This window comes from Corynebacterium sp. LaCa_70 (assembly GCF_058182015.1).
Map to the genome: position 1 here is coordinate 2457944 of NZ_CP190914.1, position 18690 is coordinate 2476633.

Sequence of the window (18690 nt, forward strand, 5' to 3'; positions counted from 1 at the left end):
GGAAAATTAAAACACTACGTTGATACAGCCAACGTAGGCGGCAGTTCCACCGATAATCGACAGTGCCGGTGAGCGGTGCCAAATATGCAGACCGACGGTCGCGGCAATTCCGACGGCAGTAGAGGCCACCACCGCAGTACTGAATGGGCGCTGGAAAATCGTATAAATCACCAGCGCGACCATCACACCCACCGGCATCAACGTAGCCAACGTAGCCACCAGCGGGCTGCCACGCATCACCTTGATAAACGAAAACGGCAATTGGCGCAGCACCACGGTCACGATACCCACGGGAATCAGCACAGCAAGCACCTGAGAAAGGCTGATGCCCTCCGGCAATCCGTAATTATCCATCAGCGACGCACCCGCAATTCCACCCAAGAATCAAACGCTGGCGAAAAATGCCGCAGCAACACGAAACAAAAATAAGCGCACAGGGACACCACCAGCATCTGCGCGTTAACCAAGACCCCGGCAACCACCGCACACAGCCCGGCAGCAAACACCAACGAGAAATCCGGATGCTGGGCAAAAGCCTCCCAACCGAGCACAATAAACAACGACGTCAGGGCGAACTCCATACCCGCAATATTTTCCGGCACCATGGCGCTGGTCAGCGCAGCCAGCGTGCCAGAACCCACCCACGAGGCTTGCAAGGCAATTTGTGTGGTCAGCACCTGCGTGCCGTCGGCACGTGAATCGTGTGGCCGCGCTGCTGAAATCGCATAAGCCTCATCCGTGAGCGCATACGTGGAATATATTTTTCCTGGAACCGACGCAATTTTCTCGCGCGGAAAACTCAAGCCATAGAAAATATGGCGGAAATTCACCATAAAACCGGTGAGTGCAGCAGAAAACGGTCCGACGCCCGCCCCGATCAGCCCAGGGGCGAGAAACTCCATGGACCCGGCATAAATGACGACCGAGAAAATCGGGGCCCACCACCAGGCGAACCCCAACTGCGTGATAAACACGCCGAAAGCCAAACCGAGCGGCACCAAACCAAGAAAAACCGGGGCGGCCTCCTGCAACCCAGCCCGCACGGATTCCCGCCGAGTGTGTGACGCAGGATTCCCCTTGCTGCTAGGTGAGTGAGGCATTTAGGCAACGCCCCACTTTTCCCGCAGCTTCGCGATGGCTTCTTCTTTGCCCAACGGGCCGTGCTCCAAGCGCAATTCCTTCAGGTACGCCCACGCCTTACCGACCTCTGGGCCTGGTTCCAGCCCCAAGATTTCCATGATTTCGTTGCCGTCTAGATCCGGGCGCACGCGAGCTAGGTCTTCTTTTTCCTGAATCTCGTCGATACGCTCCAGCAAATTGTCATAGGCGCGGCCCAACCGACGAGCCTTCTTCTGGTTCCGCGTGGTGCAATCCGCCCGCACCAACTTATGCAAGCGGGGCAGTAGTGCACCAGCATCAGTCACGTAACGACGCACCGCGGAATCAGTCCACTCACCCTCGCTGAAGCCGTGGAAACGCATATGCAAAAACACCAAATTCGCGATGTCTTCAATCACGGCCTTCGGATACTTCAGCTTCCGCAACCGCTTCCGCGTCATTTTCGCGCCGACCACCTCGTGGTGATGGAAACTCACCCCACCGCCCGGCTTTTTCGCGCGCGTGGCTGGCTTGCCGATGTCATGGAGCAACGCCGCCCAACGCAGCACCAGATCCGGCGAATGCTCGTCATCCTCGAGATCAATTGCCTGCTGCAACACGGTCAACGAGTGCTTGTACACATCTTTGTGTTGCAGGTGCTCGTCTGGTTCCATCGCCAGCGCGGGGATCTCCGGCAGAATGTGCTCGGCCAATCCTGTCTCCACCAGCACTTCGATGCCAGCCACCGGGTTGGCCCCCGCCATCAGCTTGTCTAGTTCCACCTGCACGCGCTCGGCAGTAATACGCTTAATCTCACCGGCCATGTCCCGCATCGCCGCGCGCACCCGGTCGGCAATGCGCAGTTCCAACTGGGACACAAACCGCGCAGCACGCAACATGCGCAGCGGATCATCGCGGAAAGAAATCTCCGGGGAATCCGGCGTGTCCAACACCCCAGCGACCATGTCGGCGAAACCACCCACCGGGTCATGGAACCGGCCAGTGATCACGTTCGGGTCGTCGTCGGCAAGAGTTAATTCCACGGCCATGGCATTGACCTTGAAATCGCGGCGGATCAGATCACCATCGAGGGTGTCACCAAACTCCACGACGGGATTACGGGAATCACCATCGTAGGCATCGGAACGAAACGTCGTCAGCTCAATCTGTTCGCCCTTTTTCACAGCAGAAACCGTGCCAAACGCGATGCCGGTGTCCCAGACGGTCTCAGCCCACTCATCCAAGATTGGCTTCACAACCTCCGGGCGGGCATCGGTAGTGAAATCGAGATCATGGCCCAGACGTGACAGCATGGCATCGCGGACCGAACCGCCAACCAAAAACAGCTGATAACCGGCAGCATCAAAACGCTGCACCAATCCTGCTAAGAGCGGGGAAAGCTCGCGGACGGCTTCGGTGGCACGTGCTAACAAAGCAATCTGCTGGGTGTCTGAAGAATTCACCCCCGTTAGTCTACTACGATCATCTGTAATGACTAACGAGGAAAAAAGCCACAAAAGTCGACGCCGACGCCGGCGTCGCCCGGCCGCACAGAAGGGAGGTCACAATCCCGCCGGCGGCAATACTGATGCTGCACAAAACACGGACGAGAACTCCGGGAAAAAACGCGCACAACCTGCGCAGAAACACCACGCACGCAAACAGGGCAAGCAACACTCGTCCAAGCAGCAAAGTTCCAAGCAGCAGTCGTCGAAGCAACACTCGTCGAAGCAGCGAACATCCAAGCAAGCGTCACAACAACACCCCAAACACGCCAACAAGAACGCCCATCCGCGCAGGGGCCACAGTTCCCAGCGTTCTGTCATGGAAACCCGCACGGAAACGTCCGCGGGTGGTTTGGTGCTATCCGGGCTTGCAGAGGCGGTCGCGGAGAACGGCACGGTTGATCTCTCCAGCATTTATGTGGCCTTGATTGGCCGTCTGGACCGGCGGGGCCGTCTGTTGTGGTCCATGCCGAAGGGCCACGTCGAACCGGATGAGGAGCATACGCTGACCGCCGAGCGGGAAGTGTGGGAGGAAACAGGAATCCACGGCGAGGTATTCGAGAACTTAGGTGTGATTGATTACTGGTTCGTCTCCGACGGCGTGCGCATCCACAAAACGGTGCACCATCACCTGTTGCGCTTCGTCGACGGTTGGCTGAACGACGAAGACCCGGAGGTCACGGAGGTGGCGTGGATTCCGGCTTCCGAGCTGATGGAGCGTCTCGCGTATGCCGACGAGCGGAAATTAGCCCGCAGGGCACACGATTTGCTGCCGGAGTTGGCGCGAGCAGAAAAAGAGGCGGGAAGGATCACCCCGCGATGAGCCGGCCTGCTGCTTTCTCGGCGTTGTTGCTGGTAGCTGCTCTGCCTGGTGTCATTGCTGCCCCGGCCGCGATCGCCGCACCCGAGCCAGTGCCGGTCTCACCGGAGAAATCCGAGTTGTGGGGCTTGCCGCATGACCCGCTTGCCGACGACGACGTCAGTTTGTCTTTGTCCTCCCTGGAAGAAATCGCCTCTGGTGCTTCCGCTACCACGCCGGTGGGTGTGGGCGAGCAGCTGCAGGCTCAATTCCGGATTGATAATCGCTCGGCATCGGAGCTCAGCGACGTCCAGGTGACAGTGCGCCGGGCTGATGCTGTGAATTCTGCAGACGAGGCGCAGGCTGCCCTGGCGCACAGTGATTTCCCGTATTGGGGCAATGCTGTGAATCTGGCTTCGGTGGCGCCGAATAGTTCCACTAGCGCGTCGATGGATATTTCTACGGCGTTGGCGGATTCGCCGTCGTTAAGCATCACGCAACCGGGCGCGTATCCGGTATTGTTCACGCTCACCGGCTTTCAGGATGGGGACCCGGTGCATTTAGCCAGCGAGAGACTGGTGTTGCGTGTGGAAGGGCCGGCTGACGAGGGGTTCGCAGCGAACGATTTCACGGCGGACGATTTCACGGCAGACGACTTCACGGTGGAAGACACCGTGGCTAACAACAGCGCTGAAAATACCGCAGAAAACTCCGAGCGCGGGTTTTCTGTCATCGTCCCGGTCTCCGCCCAGATCGACCCGGTGCCGGGCGCCACGGGTGATGATCCGCTGATCGTGCGCTCGGAGGATTTCACCACACAGATTTCCGCCGGTGGGCGTTTATATGAACTCGTCGAGGCATACCGCAACCATGATCTCGATGGCGCAGCGTGCATGGCACTCGACCCTGCGGTGGTGAACATGGCCGCACGGATGACCGAGGGTTATTACGTCAATGAACAGCGCCCGGAGATTAATAATGAGCCGGTGCGCCTGCGGGATTCGTGGGGTGCGGACCGTGAGCCGGATCTTGGCGACGAGGGCAGGGGAGCAGACGCCGCCCGCGAGTGGCTGGATATGATCCGCGACGTCGATTGCGTCCTGGCTATGCCGTGGGCGAACACGGACCTCAACGCGGTGCAGGGAACCCACGACGGGTGGATGTTGCATGAAGCCACCGACCGCGGGCCCGAATTACTGCAGCGAGTGCTGGGACTGGAGTCTCGGCCTGTGCTGCTACCGGGAAATGGCTATGTTTCACGGGAAACATCCTATGCCCTAGGAAACCTTCCCGAGGGTGCGCATGCTTTGCTTGCCGACGACGCCGTGCCGAGCGCCGCCGCTGCCATCGCCGACACGGAAACCAACCTCCGCGCCTCCACCTACGACGGCGCGCTCGCCGCAATACTCAGCGACACCGGCGCCAGCCCAGTCACCGCGCCCTACACGCCGGTGGAATACCGCACCGGCACAGCTCAAGCTTCCGAGCATGCCCGGGACATCACGGCAGCCAGCATGCTGCGCACTGCCGCACAACCTGCCCCTGATGCAGCCACCACCATCGCGCTGCTGCCCGCACTGGTAGAAGCGCCCGTGGCCGAAACTCTATTGTCCGCGGCAGCCGACGTACTCGCCGAACCCGGCGTAATCCCACGACCCTTAGATGCCGCCGTCGGTGACAACTACGTCGAGCAGGCGCGCGCGCACGAAGCAGCTGCAACAGTCGCGGAAACCTCCGGCACAGCGTCGGGAAGCCCGTACCCGGACCCCAGCGTGTTTACCGACCTCGAGATCACCCAGGTACGCCAGCAGGTGCGCTATATCAACGAGTTGATGTCGATCATGAGAAACGACTCCGACATCGCATTGACGCGCTACGAATACACCCTGGCACTGCGCCGGGATATGCTGGTAGCTCTCTCACACCACCAGCGCAATACCCTAGACGGCTACGATGCCGCCGTCGCAGCCACCGCCACGCGCATCAACGCCAACCGCGCGGTATTAAAAGAACTCCGCGAGTCCGTGTCGCTAGCACCACCGGGCAACGTGTACACCCGCGTCTCGGATTCTTCACCGCTGCTCGTCGTCGCCAAGAATCAGCTCCCGTTGCCAGTAACTACACAGATGGCATTCGATTCTCCAGAAGGAACACGCCTCAACACGCCGGAGCAGGTTAGCATTCCCGCTCGCGGCTCGATTACCGTATCAATGACGGCTGATATTCCCGCAGATCACGGAAGAACTGATATCCGGCTATGGCTTGCCACGCCAACCGGCTCCGGAATTTCACAACCAGTAGAAATCACGGTGAATACCAGGAGCGATTCGGTGATCTTATACAGCGTCGCAGCGGGGCTAACCCTAGTGTTGGCCACCGCAGTGGCGTTGCGGGTACGGCGTCGCAGAAGGAATTAGCATAAACAGATTGGTGTGTCGTTGACAGAAACTGAAACTGGTTCGGTTCGATCTACTCGCGGGCGCATCGTCGAACCAACCCCGCCGGCACCAGTTCCGAAAAAACGCCCGCAACCCGTCGCGGTAGCAGAAACAGAAGATAAATCCGATCTGCGTGGCGGCCGCACCGACGAGAAGGCCAGCGATGCCGATGTCGTGCGCGCAACAAGCTCAATGGCGATCGCCACGCTGATTTCCCGCATCACGGGCTTTCTGCGCAACGTCTTAATCACCGCCACCCTGGGTGCCGCGGTGGCTTCGGCGTTCAATACGGCGAACACGCTGCCCAACCTGATTACCGAGATCGTCCTCGGTGCGGTGCTGACTTCGCTGGTGGTGCCGGTGCTGGTGCGCGCGGAGAAGGAAGATCCCGATAGGGGAGAGGCCTTCGTCCGGCGATTATTCACCCTGGCAATCACCGTCCTCGGCGCGATCACGCTGTTATCACTGCTGACAGCCCCGTGGATTACCAGGCTGATGCTGCCCGAATCTGGGCAGGTCAATGAGGTCCAGGCGACGTCGTTCGCATTCTTGCTGCTCCCGCAGATCGTGTTTTATGGGCTCTTTGCCCTGTTCCAAGCGGTGTTGAACACCAAGGGCATTTTCGCGCCCGGGGCGTGGGCGCCGGTGGCGAACAACATCATCTCCATCGGCGTGCTGTTGTTGTACTGGACGGTTCCGGGCTCACTGAACCCGGCTGCACCGTCACCAATCACCGATATCCACGTCGTGTTGTTGGGCCTGGGTACCACCGCCGGTGTCGTCATCCAGTGCCTGATCTTGGTGCCGTATTTGCGGCGGGCGAAGGTAAACCTGAAGCCGCTGTGGGGCGTAGATGCACGCTTGAAGCAATTCGGTGGCATGGCCGCCGCGATTATCGTTTATGTGGCAATTTCCCAGTTGGGCTATGTCATTACTACCCGCATCGGTGCGCTTGCCGACGCCCAAGCACCGATCATTTACCAGCAGGCGTGGCTGTTGATTCAGGTGCCGTATGGCGTCATCGGTGTCACCCTGCTGACGGCAATTATGCCGCGCTTGTCGCGCAACGCTGCTGACGGCGACGATAAAGGCGTAGTGCGTGACCTGACGGTGGCTACCAAGCTGACGTTTATCGCGCTGATTCCCATCGTCGTATTCTTTACTGCCTTTGGTACCCCGATCGCGCAAGGTTTGTTCCAATACGGCCTGTTCGGGGAAGAAAGCGCGGTGTTGCTGGGGTGGACGCTGAGTTTTTCTGCTTTCACGCTGATCCCCTACGCATTGGTACTGCTGCACCTACGCGTGTTTTATGCGCGAGAAGAAGCCTGGACGCCGACGTTTATCATCGCCGGTATTACGGCGACGAAAATTGCCCTGTCCTTGTTGGCTCCCGTTATTGCCGCCCGCCCAGAAACCGTGGTCATCCTCTTGGGTGCAGCCAATGGTTTCGGCTTCATCACCGGTGCCATCATCGGTGTCTTCCTGTTGCGCCGGAAGCTCGGTTCCCTGCGTGCTCGCGAGGTGCTTGGTGCCTCCGGCTGGTCGCTGGGTGCTGGTGTGGCGGGCCTAGCGGGTGCCTACGCGGTGTTGTTCCTGCTGCGTTTCCTGCCGGATTCTTGGGGTCTGGCGATTGTCGATCTGGCTCCGGATGTGCTGCAGTCGGCACTACGGTCTGCGGCCACACTGATCTCGACCATGATCGCCGGAGTGGTGTTTTTAACCATCACCGGTATCGTGCTGTCCTTTTCCGGAATCCCGGAAATCCAGTCGTTGGGCCGGGTGGTTCGTCGTTTGCCGGGCCTGTCGAAGTTCATCAAGGTCAGCGATTCCGACGACGATGTCACGGGCGGCGAGATCGACCTGCAAGACATTTCCTCCCGCTTTTTGGCACAGGACACTTTCAACTCCAGCCCTGTGCCACCACCGATGTCGGCCGGTGTCGTCCGGGGCGCTCGCCTCACCCCGGGTGCACCGGTTTCCGATGGGCGTTTCCGATTGCTGCGCGATCACGGCAGCGTCGCCGGCGCACAGTTCTGGCAGGCAAAAGAAAATGCCACCGGAAAAGAAGTCGCGCTGACGTTTGTTACCACCACCGGTAACGCACCGATGGCGGCGATGTCCCCGGCGGAATCCGCTCGCGCAGCAGCAGAAGTCTCGCGTCGCACGCGTCGTCTAGCGCAGTTGAACCTGCCGGGCATCGCACCGAATATCCGGGTGTTGTCCTACCGCTCCGGTTGTTTGGTGGTAGCGGACTGGATCCCGGGTAGTGATCTGAAGACGGTAGCCGAATCCGATGGATTGGACCCGGCTGCCGTTGCCGAAGCGTTGGCCCCGTTTGCCGATACCATCGCCACTGCACACGAAAATGGCCAGACCGTCGGTTTGGACAACCGCAACCGGGTGCGCATTTCCACCCAGGGCACCGCGATGTTGGCGTTCCCAGCGGTTCTCGACGACAACACGATCGAGCGGGATCGTTCCTCGCTGAATTCTGCGATTTCCCAATTGGTGGAATCGACCTCGCCGACACCGGAAGAATTGTCGACGATTACCGAGCCGCGCAAAACCGCACACCCGGAACAGCAGGATTCCCAAACTGAACGCGATACGCAAGCTGAGCAGGATTCCCAAGCTGAACGGGGTGCCCGGGCAGAGCAATCCGGACAATCTGCACAATCGAATCAATCTGCAGAGTCGAATCAGCCGGCGCAGGTTCACACGCCGAGTGTCACCAGTGGCACCGCAGCCGCGCAAGCAGCAGCCCAGGCCGCAGAGCCACTGGACCCAACCCCTCGCGAAATCGCTGATCGATTGCAGCGATTCATCCGCAATGAGGAGGAAGAAGATCCAGGTGCCGTCGAGGCTTTGCCGGTCAAAGACGAAGCCACCCCCGATGTGGAAGAGCGCGCTGGTTTCGGTGCCCGTGGCTATTCCAGTGGTGGTGCAATCGTGATTGCCACGTTCGCCTTCTTGCTGATCATCGCCGTAGCCGCCCTGGCTGCCTATGTCTTCTCGCTGTTTAATACGAATGAGGACACCAGCCCGGTCTCATCGGATGCGATTCATGCCACCAACACCCCGTCGGCCCCGGTGATTGAACTACCGGTGGTCCAGATTCTGCACGACGCACGCTCGTTCCCAGATGGGCCGCAGGCTCCAGAGGTCATTGACGGTGATCCGCAGACGGTGTGGGAATCGCACCAACCTGATCCAGCGTTGTTGGTTACCACCCAGGATCCGGTGATCTTGAAAGATCTGGTGATCCGTTCCGAAACCGCAGGCGGCAAGTTCTCGGTTTTCGCCGTCAATGACATCACTGGCGACGACGGCACTACCAGCGTGACGCCGGTGGATCCTGCCAGCGTCGACCGCGATTCTCTGCCGCGCATTGCCACCGGCACGTTGATGGAGGGGCGCAATAATGTTTCGCTGAATGGCCGCAACGACTTTTCTGGCGGTGTGCTCATCCAATTCAGCGGCGTGGAAGGCGAGCTGCGGGTGCGCGATGTTCTGGTGACCGGCCTCAATAGTGTTGACGATGTGCAGGTGCGCCCCTAGTGCTTAGGCCATAGCCCACACTCCACAGCCTCACCGATCAAAGCTCCACCGATAAAAGCCTCTGTAGCAGAAAACTTCAGCGCCGTCCGGTCTTTGTTGCACAGTATTCTGTGCAATTCCGGGCGGCGCTGTTGTCGTGTCTGCGGTGTAATGGGGAACACAAGGGGGACAAACCTGCAAGGCCACAACGATCGGGGGATCATGGCGGAGACCACGCACGCCAGCAACGGAAAGCAGAGCGACAACAAACACCACACAGACCACAGCGTCCATACCGACGACACAGCAGTCCACGAGATTTCGGATCAGCAGCTTGTCGACGATTTCTGTAGCGGCGACGCCAGTGCATTTAGCGCGATTTTCACCAAGCACCGGCGACGGCTGCGTGGAGTGGCGCGTCGCTATGCGGGTAATGATCACGATATTGATGACATCGTGCAGGATGCGATGCTGAAGGCCAGCACAAAATTGGATACCTACCGCGCAGAATCCGCGCTGACAACCTGGCTGCACCGGCTGGTGATGAATGCCGGCTATGACCATCTGAATCACAAACACCGCAGGGAAACCCCCACGATCGACGCGGACGTCGTGCCGCATGACCGCAATCCGGCGCTGGCGTATGATCCAGCCGGGAGCGTGGATGCGCGGATCTATCTCAACGACGCCCTCGAGCAGCTCAGTCCGGAGCAACGCGAGGCATTAACACTGACAGATATTGCCGGTTACAGCATCTTCGAGGTGGCCAAGCACCAAGGGGTAGCGCCGGGGACTGTGAAGTCGCGGCGTTGGCGGGCGCGTCAGGCGGTTCGCGAAGCCGTGGAAAACGCGCAAGCTAGCTCATAATTCCTCCGGTTAGTTGCCACGACAACCAATGAGGCCAAGGACACACCGTCGACAAGCGTGTGCACCCGGTTCAACACCAAGCTGTGCCCGTGAATGCGCGTAGAATATCGGACACACATGCACAGCAACGGAGGAAAATAATGATCGTTCACGATGTCGCCATCATTGGTTCTGGCCCCGCAGGTTACACAGCTGCGCTTTATGCCGCCCGCGCTGAACTCAAACCCATTGTTTTTGAAGGTTATGAGTACGGCGGCGAGTTGATGAACACCACCGAGGTGGAAAACTTCCCTGGTTTCCAGAAGGGCATCATGGGCCCTGAGCTGATGGAAGAAATGCGTGCCCAGGCGCAACGGTTCGGCGCGGATCTGCGCATGGAGTTAGTAGACCGCGTTGAACTCGACGGTGAGATCAAAAAGATCATCGTGGGTGATGAAGAATTTGCCGCCCGCAGTGTGATCTTGGCGACGGGATCGGCACCGCGCCACCTCGGCGTCGAAGGCGAGAAGGCACTAACCGGTCGTGGAGTGTCCACCTGCGCTACCTGCGATGGCTTTTTCTTCCGGGATCACGATATCGCGGTCGTCGGTGGTGGCGATTCCGCAATGGAGGAAGCTACTTTCCTCACCAAATTCGCCCGTTCGGTGACGATCATTCACCGTCGCGAAGGCTTTTCTGCCTCGCCGATCATGCTGGAGCGCGCCAAGGACAATGAGAAGATTTCTTGGGAGCTCAACAAGACCGTGGACGCTATTCACGAATCTGCTGGCAAGGTCTCTGGTTTAACTTTGCGCGATACTCAGACCGGCGAAACCAGCCAGCTGGATGTCACGGCATTGTTTGTCGCCATTGGTTCCGATCCACGCACAGACCTGGTAAAAGGCCAGGTTGATCTTGAAGAATCCGGCTACGTCAAGGTTAATCACCCTCACACGCACACCAATATTGCAGGCGTGTTTGCGTGCGGTGACTTGGTCGATGATCACTATCAGCAGGCAATTACCGCCGCTGGTTCTGGTTGCCGCGCAGCCATCGATGCTGGCGAATACCTGGCTGCTCAATAAGATTTTTCGCAATGTTGGGCTAATCGCCGCGGCGCGCGTTTTCGCGCGCTGTGGCAGTACTCAGTTGTGACTACACTAGAGTGCGCAGTAATTCTTTATAGAAAGTCACGAGGTGACAAACCACATGAGCAACACAATTGATATCACGTCCCAGACGTTTAAGTCTGAAGTTGTGGAATCTGACGTCCCAGTCATCGTTGATTTCTGGGCGCAATGGTGTGGGCCGTGCAAGAAATTGGGCCCAGTTCTGGAAGAACTCGCCGAGGAGTACGACGGCAAGATCAAGGTAGCCAAAGTCGATGTTGATGCAGAACGCACCCTGGCTGCAATGTTCCAGGTGATGTCGATTCCTTCGGTGATGATCTATTCGGGCGGTTCCAAGGTGGATGAGTTCACTGGCAATCTGCCGAAAAAGCAGATCGTCAGCAAGATCGATGCAGTTCTGTAAACCCGGCAGCACCGTAGGTAACACAGTCTGTATCTGATGCGATTTCAGCAACGAACTATGAACATCACATCCATGGCGATCACGCTGCACGAGGGAGCGTTGTGACGGAAGTATTGAAGGTCGGCGATTCGTCCGCTCGCGTAGCCGAAGCACGCGCCACCCTAGCCAGGCTGGGCATGCTTGCCCATTTCGATGGTGACGTGGCCGACTGGAAAACCCAGAAATTCAGCGAGGAAGACAAGTACTTCACTGCCGAATTAGCCCACGCGCTGAAGGCATTTCAGCAGTCACGTGGGATCATCCCCTCGGGCACGATCGACGAGATCACTCTCCGGGAGTTGCGCCATGCCTCGTACACCTTGGGTGCACGCGTGTTGTCCTTCCAACCCGGACAGGAATTGTTTGGCGACGACGTCGCCCAGCTGCAACGCCAGTTGCAGGAACTAGGTTTTTACAGCCACAACCTCGACGGTCACTTTGGGCCCAATACCCACGAAGCGTTGAGTAATTACCAGCTCAACTCTGGCTTGCAGGACGACGGCATCTGCGGGCCCAACACGGTCCATTCATTGTCGCTGTTGGGGCGCCGCATTTCGACGGGCGGTTCCACCCAAGCTATCCGGGAACGCGAATGGGTCCGCCGTGCGGGACCGAAACTCGCGGATAAGCGGGTGGTCATTAACCCTGCCCTGGGCGGGGCACACAAGGGTGCTACGGTGCGTGGGCGTTTTGGTGAAATCACTGAGGAAGAAATCCTGTGGGATCTTTCCTCCCGCATCGAAGGGCGCATGATTGCTGCTGGTGTGGAAACGATTATTTCGCGTCCGCGCATGGATGATCCCAGCGAGCGGGAACGTGCCGATATCGCGAATGCTTTTGGTGCGGACCTCGTGATTAGTCTGCACTGCGATCACTACCAGAACGAGAAGGCGCATGGCGCTGCGACGTTTTATTTCGGTTCAAATTATGGTTCGTCGTCGTTGATCGGCGAGAAGCTTTCTGGTTTTGTGCAGCGGGAAATCGTTGCTCGTACTGATCTGCAGGATTGTCGCAATCACGCACGTACCTGGGAAGTACTGCGTTTGCCGCAGATGCCAACTATTGACGTGGTGTTGGGGTATTTGACGAACCCGCAGGACGTCAACATCTTGACCCAGCCACAACACCGCGACGCCATCGCCGAAGCCATCGTGGTTGGGGTCAAGCGCCTGTACCTGTTGGATCAGGATGATATGCAGACAGGCACGTATGATTTCGCGGAGTTACTGCGCGCAGAACAGTCCTAGTGCTCTGGTCTTTAACCAAGCACCGCACATCGGCAACACCCAACACCTACGCAGGCCACTAGGCCCACGACCCTAGGCACAGGAGAACCTTAAGATTCTTCGGTGCCGTGCGTTCCGTGCGCACCTTCGATCAGTTCCATGATGCGCTGGAAATCTTCTTGGTCGCCGAATTCCACCACCATTTTGCCTTTGCGCTTACCCATGGACACTGTCACTTTGGTGTCCCACTTGTCGGCGAGGCGCTCGGCGGTGTTCGTGAAGAATTCCGGCTGTGGCGCCGGTGCATTTTTCTTCTTCGCCGCAGGCTTTTGTCCCTTATTCAGCAATACGACGGCTTCTTCCGTGCCACGCACGGACAAGCCTTCCGCAACAATGCGTTCGGCAAGCTGCGACATGTGTTCTTTTTCCTGCAAGCCCAACAACGCGCGGGCATGCCCGGACGAGAGCACTCCGGCATCCACTCGGCGTTGCACATCAACTGGCAGGCGCAGCAGGCGCAGCGTATTGGTGATTACCGGACGCGAACGTCCTAGGCGGTCAGCCAGCTGTTCTTGCGTCACTCCGAATTCTTCCAGCAACTGCTGGTAGGCATGTGCTTCTTCCAGCGGGTTGAGCTGCACGCGGTGGATATTTTCCAGCAGCGCATCGCGTAGCAGGGCATCGTCAGTGGTTTGGCGGACAATCGCGGGGATCGTCGACAAGCCCGCCTGGGATGCAGCGCGCCAGCGGCGTTCACCCATGATGAGTTCGAAGCCATCTTCCGACGGGCGCACCACGATGGGCTGCAGCAGCCCGAATTCTTTGATCGAATGCACCAGCTCAGCCAGGTCGTCGGCATCGAATACCGTGCGGGGCTGTTTCGGGTTCGGGCTGATCTGGCCGACGGGCACTTCGCGGTAGGTAGCGCCGAATTGCGGGCCCAGGCTTCCTCCACGCGAACGAGCAGCGCTGGACGACGACGAAGCGATCGTAGGGGCACCGGGAACCGTCGATTTTCCGGATGTTTTTTTGCCCTCTGCGCCTTTGCCTGCGCCTTTGTCGGTTCCTTTACTTGCGCCTTTGTCGGCACCGTTATCAGCGCGATCTTCGGTGTCGGTTTCCGCGCCCTGGACGGCTTTGCGGGAGCCGTTCTTGCCATTCTTCCCGGCAGCAGCGCCGCGGTCACCAAGCGCAGAACCTAAGATCACATCCGCTGCTGAATTACCCAGGCGCGGACGTGCAGATTGGTCTTCATCCTGAGCAGAAGGAATCAGTGCAGCTAGGCCCCGGCCCAAGCCACCTTGTTTGTGGTTCGGTTTTTTCTCCGCCATGAAAACTCCTACTCCTTATGCTTCATCCGCTGGATTGTCTGCTGAGTTGCTTGCTACGGCATCGTTATCTGCGGCATTATCGACTGCCGCAACGTTGTCAGCTGCATCATCGCCAGCTTGCTGCGAGAGTTGCTCGTAGATTTCCGGGCTCACCCCAATCGGCCCGGTAGAGCTGTGGGGTACGTAGTCGCCGCGCTCATCCAATTCTTTGGCCGCCGCCCCATAAGCGTAGGCACCGTGTGAGCTTGGCGAATAATCAATGACCGTCTGCCCGTAGCCTGGTGCCTCTGAAACGCGCACAGAGCGTGGAATGACGTTGCCCAGAACCACGGCACCAAACTGCCCGCGAACTTCGTCAACGACTTGCTCTGCAAGCTTGGTGCGCCCGTCGTACATCGTCAGCAGCACACCAGAGATATGCAGGTCCGCGTTGAGGTGCTCGCGGATCATGGTGATGTTGTTCAGCAGCTGGCCCACACCTTCCAGCGCGTAGTACTCGCACTGGATCGGGATGATGACTTCTTGCACCGCAGTCATCGCGTTGATCGTCAACAGCCCGAGCGAAGGCGGGCAATCGATAAACACGTAATCGAACCCGTATTCGTCTAAAAATCCATTCTTGAGAGCGTCGGAAAGCCGGTATTCGCGCCGCACCAAGCTCACCAATTCGATCTCCGCGCCCGCCAGGTCAATGGTGGCTGGGATGCACCACAGGTTGTCACGGTTGGGGGATTGCTGCACGGCTTGTTTCGCGGTGGCGTTCCCGAGCAGCACCTCGTAACTCGAGTTTGTTCCCGTGCGGTGCTCCACACCCAGCGCTGTTGAGGCGTTGCCCTGTGGGTCGAGGTCGATGACCAGAACGGTGTGGCCTTGGTGGGCCAGGGCAGCGGCTAGGTTCACGGCGCTGGTGGTTTTGCCAACGCCGCCTTTCTGATTGGCGATCGTGATCAAGCGGGGCTGCTGTGTCATGCCAATGAGCTTACTTTACGCGGTGAACACGTATCAGGGTGGTGGATTCTTCCAGCTCAGCACCCACAGTGATGATTTCGGCGCGTTCGCCTTGTGCGCGCTTGATCGCGGATTTATCCCGCTCGATTTCTTCGCTTGCCGACGCCCCCTTCATCGCCAGCATCATTCCGCCGGGTTTACACAGCGGCAGTGACCAGCGCGCCAGCTTTGCTAGTGGGGCCACCGCGCGGGAAGTCACCACATCAAATTTCGCATCTTTGCCGAGATTTTCGGCACGGTCGCGAATCACGGTGACATTGTCGAGTCCGAGTTTCTCGGTGATCTCGGCAAGGTAGTTGGACCGCTTCAGCAATGGTTCCAGCAGTGTCACCTGAAGGTCTGGTCGTGCGATTGCCAGCGGGATGCCCGGCAGGCCTGCACCGGATCCAATATCGATGACGCGGGCGCCTTCTGGGATGGCTTCGCCGATCACCGCACAGTTGTAGATGTGTCGGTCCCACAAACGTGGTTTCTCACGCGGCCCAATAAACCCACGAGTAGTGGCGTCGGTGGCGAGGGATTCGTGATACGCAACTGCGAGATCCTGCCGATCTCCAAAAATGCGAGCGAGCATTACTTCTTCTTGCCCTTGTTGTGTTGCTTGCTCTGGGCCTGGCTTTGAGAATTGTTCTGGCCTGGGTTCTGGGATTGGTTTTGCGCCTGATTCTTGCGCTGCTTCTTGGTTTGCTTGTTCAGCTTCCGAGCTGCTGGTGCCGGTGCGGATGAGCGCTTGGCTTCCCGCTTTGCCTCTTCCTCGGCTTCTTCTTCCCGGTCCATCTTGCCGTAAATAATGCGAGTCTGAACGAATGTCCAGATGGTGTTGGTCAGCATGTAGAACAACAGACCAATGGTCCAGATAAAGCCGGTGGCCAAGGTGATGGCTGGCATGACCCAGAGCATCATCTTGTTCATCATGCCCATCTGCATCTGCATCATCTCGGCGTTGTCGCCGGTTGGCTGCGGGGTCTTGCCCGCAGCACGACGAGCCTCCTGACGTCCGACGGTAAACCGGGCGTTCAGGTGCGTCAGCGTCGCGATGGTCAGCACCAGCGGGACGGCAACCACGATGATGTTGAAACGCGTGAAGTCAGCGCCGAAGGTCTGCATGGCATCTTCGGACATCGAGATAAATGCCGAAAGCGGAACACCGAAAACGTCCGCATCCAAGAATGACTGGACATCTTCCACAGAGAAGGAGTAGTTCGGGATGTTGCGGTTTTCTTCGACCGTAAGTCCTGGTGAACCGAAGCGCTCCTCGGTGCGGTTGAACATGCGCAGCACGTGGAACAGACCAATGAAGACTGGAATCTGTGCCAACATCGGTAGGCACCCAGCCAGGGGGTTCATCCCGGATTCTTTATAAAACTTCTGCAGCTCTTGGCTCTGCCTGGTTTTATCGTTTTTGTACTTATCCCGGATCTCTTTCATCTTCGGCTGCAGCTCTTGCATCTTCCGGGAAGAGCGCAACTGCGTAATCATTGGCTTGACCAATAATGCCTTGATGGTCATGGTCAGCAAGATGATGGACAAGACCCAGGTATATCCGGAGTGCGGATCCATCACCAGGCTTAAGACGTCACGCCAAAAGCCGAGGATCCACGAAATCGGATAATAAATGAAATTAAGCACAAATAATCCTTATTCTGACTTGGTCTGAACGTAATCTGACGGCGCTTCCGCCGGGTGTGCAGACGGACTTGCAGGATCGTAGCCGCCTGGGTGCCAAGGGCCGCATTTAGAAATTCTCACGATAGCATAAACAAGCCCTTTGAAAACCCCATGACGCGCGAAAACTTCCAGGGCATAAGCGCTGCACGTGGGCTCAAAACGGCACGACGACACTGGTTTTTGTGAGGAAAGTTTCTTCTGATAAAAACGCACGGCCGCCACGCACCAGCGGGCGGGGCCGCGCGCATCCGGGATCGCTTGCCCATCAGTGTTGTAATACGTCACCGTGGGGCCGTTTCCGATCGTTTGGATCTTTTCTCGAGCTTGTGTAGCGCACGGAAAACCGCACTGCGCACGTCTTTACGCAGCTGCTCCGGCTCGGCGTCGACAAGCGCGGGCAAGGCACGCAGCACGACGTCGACGCTGGGATCGAGTTCTGCACACAACTCCCGACAAATATGCCGCAATTGGCGGGCGGTGCGGTGGCGGACGACGGCATTACCGACGCTTTTCGAGACGATAAGACCAAAACGGGGACCAGAAACAACGAGTGTCTCTGATCCCTGGTGTTGATAGCAATGCGCTATCACGCTACGTGATCCTGCCCGCCGCCCCTTTTTAGTGGTTCGCCGAAATTGTTGCGGCGAAGTCAGCTTATGCTGGCGGGGAAGCATGACTTAAGCGGTCAGCTTAGAACGACCCTTTTTGCGACGAGCTGCCACGATGGCGCGACCAGCACGCGTACGCATACGGGTACGGAAGCCGTGTACGCGTGCACGACGACGGTTGTTTGGTTGGTATGTACGTTTACCCTTTGCCACGGTAGATCTCCTTCACTAAACGGTACGACGCTGCCTTTTTGGCACGTCAAATACAAGTTCAAGAACCTTGACGCCTCGCCAGCGGCTTTGGGATAAGCGCTGCGGCGCGTGGGTGTCATTCGGTTCTCAAGCACACAGTCCAGGATTCTGGAATAGGTTCTGGAACCCAGGCTGTGAAAATACTTAGCCAGATTACGTCACAGCGAACTGGAAAAACAAATCAACACGCCGCAGCACGTTGGTCAATTTACACAGGACAACAAGCACACGGGCGCGTGCGGACAGAGCACAGCGGAGGGTGCCCCCGAAACCACAAGGCTGTAATTAAGGTTCCGCGAAACCCCTGTGTGAACCGCAACCTTGGGCAGTGCTGGGAGTTTTCCACAGCGAAATCGGGCCAGCGCCAGAAAACAGCATCAGTGTAATTCAGGCTGCTTGTCGAAGAAAAATAGCGTGCTAGACAGTTTTCCACACAAGCGGGTAGTAATAGGAAGTCGCTTCTACTCACAGGGAAATATCCCACCGGGTTGTGGATAACTCTCAACAGAAACTTGAGATTTAAGACAAACCCGCAGGTAGAATCTAAAAACTTCAGAACAAGAGTTATTCACAACCATGTGAAAGCTTGTGAATAATTCTCGCCGTGAGTCTATCCACAATTGTGGATAACTCTGTGAAATACTGGTCAAGCTGTATTTCTGGCTACGGTGAGCCTGTGGAATGCCCCTGGGGAATTCTGCAGCACGAATCTCAGTACAAACTCAGCACGAAAACCCAGGCGAGAAACCAGGCAAGCAGCCTGAACACGAAAAGCACACGACCCATACAGAATCGAGGCACT

17 protein-coding genes are annotated in these 18690 nt (G+C 57.9%); 7 read left to right on the plus strand and 10 right to left on the minus strand.

Annotated features, from left to right (window positions below; translation table 11 throughout):
* Positions 1–6 precede the first annotated feature (6 nt).
* Genes ACP8MI_RS11190 through ACP8MI_RS11200 form a run of 3 tightly spaced genes read right to left on the minus strand, consistent with a single transcriptional unit; the run spans position 7 to position 2591 of the window.
* Entirely contained in the window at positions 7–354 is a 348-nt protein-coding gene (locus tag ACP8MI_RS11190; RefSeq protein WP_018120655.1) for a branched-chain amino acid transporter permease, read from the minus strand.
* Positions 354–1100 (minus strand): AzlC family ABC transporter permease, encoded by a 747-nt coding sequence (locus ACP8MI_RS11195; protein WP_039733878.1) that lies wholly within the window; start codon positions 1098–1100, stop codon positions 354–356. The genes ACP8MI_RS11190 and ACP8MI_RS11195 overlap by 1 nt, the downstream gene beginning before the upstream one ends.
* Complete coding sequence (locus ACP8MI_RS11200) at positions 1101–2591, minus strand: CCA tRNA nucleotidyltransferase (RefSeq protein ID WP_375544308.1); 1491 nt, start codon at positions 2589–2591, stop codon at positions 1101–1103.
* Here ACP8MI_RS11200 and ACP8MI_RS11205 point away from each other — a divergent pair.
* From ACP8MI_RS11205 to ACP8MI_RS11235, 7 genes are all read left to right on the plus strand, one after another.
* Positions 2590–3426 (plus strand): NUDIX hydrolase, encoded by an 837-nt coding sequence (locus tag ACP8MI_RS11205; RefSeq protein ID WP_018120658.1) that lies wholly within the window; start codon positions 2590–2592, stop codon positions 3424–3426. The two genes, ACP8MI_RS11200 and ACP8MI_RS11205, sit on opposite strands and share 2 nt — an antisense overlap.
* Positions 3423–5819, plus strand: a complete 2397-nt coding sequence (locus ACP8MI_RS11210) for a hypothetical protein (RefSeq protein WP_018120659.1) — start codon at positions 3423–3425, stop codon at positions 5817–5819. Before ACP8MI_RS11205 ends, ACP8MI_RS11210 begins: the two co-directional genes overlap by 4 nt.
* 15 nt (positions 5820–5834) lie before the next feature.
* On the plus strand, positions 5835–9398 hold the full coding sequence (locus tag ACP8MI_RS11215; protein ID WP_018120660.1) for a murein biosynthesis integral membrane protein MurJ: 3564 nt from the start codon (positions 5835–5837) through the stop codon (positions 9396–9398).
* Positions 9399–9548: 150 nt separating this feature from the next.
* The gene (locus tag ACP8MI_RS11220; RefSeq protein ID WP_236658146.1) at positions 9549–10244 is read left to right on the plus strand and encodes an RNA polymerase sigma factor; all 696 of its coding nucleotides are present in this window, start codon (positions 9549–9551) and stop codon (positions 10242–10244) included.
* Between the two features lie 140 nt (positions 10245–10384).
* Positions 10385–11308 carry a thioredoxin-disulfide reductase gene (gene trxB, locus ACP8MI_RS11225; RefSeq protein ID WP_018120662.1) on the plus strand — a complete coding sequence of 308 codons (924 nt, stop codon included), beginning with the start codon at positions 10385–10387 and terminating at the stop codon, positions 11306–11308.
* A 124-nt stretch (positions 11309–11432) separates the two neighbouring features.
* Entirely contained in the window at positions 11433–11756 is a 324-nt protein-coding gene (gene trxA / locus ACP8MI_RS11230; RefSeq protein WP_018120663.1) for a thioredoxin, read from the plus strand.
* Between the two features lie 101 nt (positions 11757–11857).
* A complete protein-coding gene (locus ACP8MI_RS11235; RefSeq protein ID WP_026167893.1) occupies positions 11858–13042 on the plus strand; it encodes an N-acetylmuramoyl-L-alanine amidase in 1185 nt (394 codons plus the stop codon).
* Positions 13043–13131: 89 nt separating this feature from the next.
* On the opposite strand, the gene ACP8MI_RS11240 is transcribed toward ACP8MI_RS11235, so the two are convergent.
* The 7 genes from ACP8MI_RS11240 to rpmH are packed head-to-tail and all read right to left on the minus strand — an operon-like array spanning position 13132 to position 17849.
* A complete protein-coding gene (locus ACP8MI_RS11240; RefSeq protein WP_018120665.1) occupies positions 13132–14352 on the minus strand; it encodes a ParB/RepB/Spo0J family partition protein in 1221 nt (406 codons plus the stop codon).
* Positions 14353–14367: 15 nt separating this feature from the next.
* Entirely contained in the window at positions 14368–15321 is a 954-nt protein-coding gene (locus tag ACP8MI_RS11245; RefSeq protein WP_018120666.1) for a ParA family protein, read from the minus strand.
* Positions 15322–15331: 10 nt separating this feature from the next.
* Positions 15332–15934 (minus strand): 16S rRNA (guanine(527)-N(7))-methyltransferase RsmG, encoded by a 603-nt coding sequence (rsmG, locus tag ACP8MI_RS11250; RefSeq protein WP_018120667.1) that lies wholly within the window; start codon positions 15932–15934, stop codon positions 15332–15334.
* Positions 15934–16989, minus strand: a complete 1056-nt coding sequence (yidC, locus tag ACP8MI_RS11255; protein ID WP_018120668.1) for a membrane protein insertase YidC — start codon at positions 16987–16989, stop codon at positions 15934–15936. The genes rsmG and yidC overlap by 1 nt, the downstream gene beginning before the upstream one ends.
* A gap of 9 nt (positions 16990–16998) precedes the next feature.
* Positions 16999–17313 (minus strand): membrane protein insertion efficiency factor YidD, encoded by a 315-nt coding sequence (yidD, locus tag ACP8MI_RS11260; RefSeq protein ID WP_018120669.1) that lies wholly within the window; start codon positions 17311–17313, stop codon positions 16999–17001.
* Positions 17310–17702, minus strand: coding sequence for a ribonuclease P protein component (gene rnpA, locus ACP8MI_RS11265; protein ID WP_039733882.1), 393 nt, complete (start codon positions 17700–17702; stop codon positions 17310–17312). The genes yidD and rnpA overlap by 4 nt, the downstream gene beginning before the upstream one ends.
* Positions 17703–17705: 3 nt before the next feature.
* Positions 17706–17849, minus strand: coding sequence for a 50S ribosomal protein L34 (rpmH, locus tag ACP8MI_RS11270; protein ID WP_081604941.1), 144 nt, complete (start codon positions 17847–17849; stop codon positions 17706–17708).
* Positions 17850–18690: the final 841 nt, after the last annotated feature.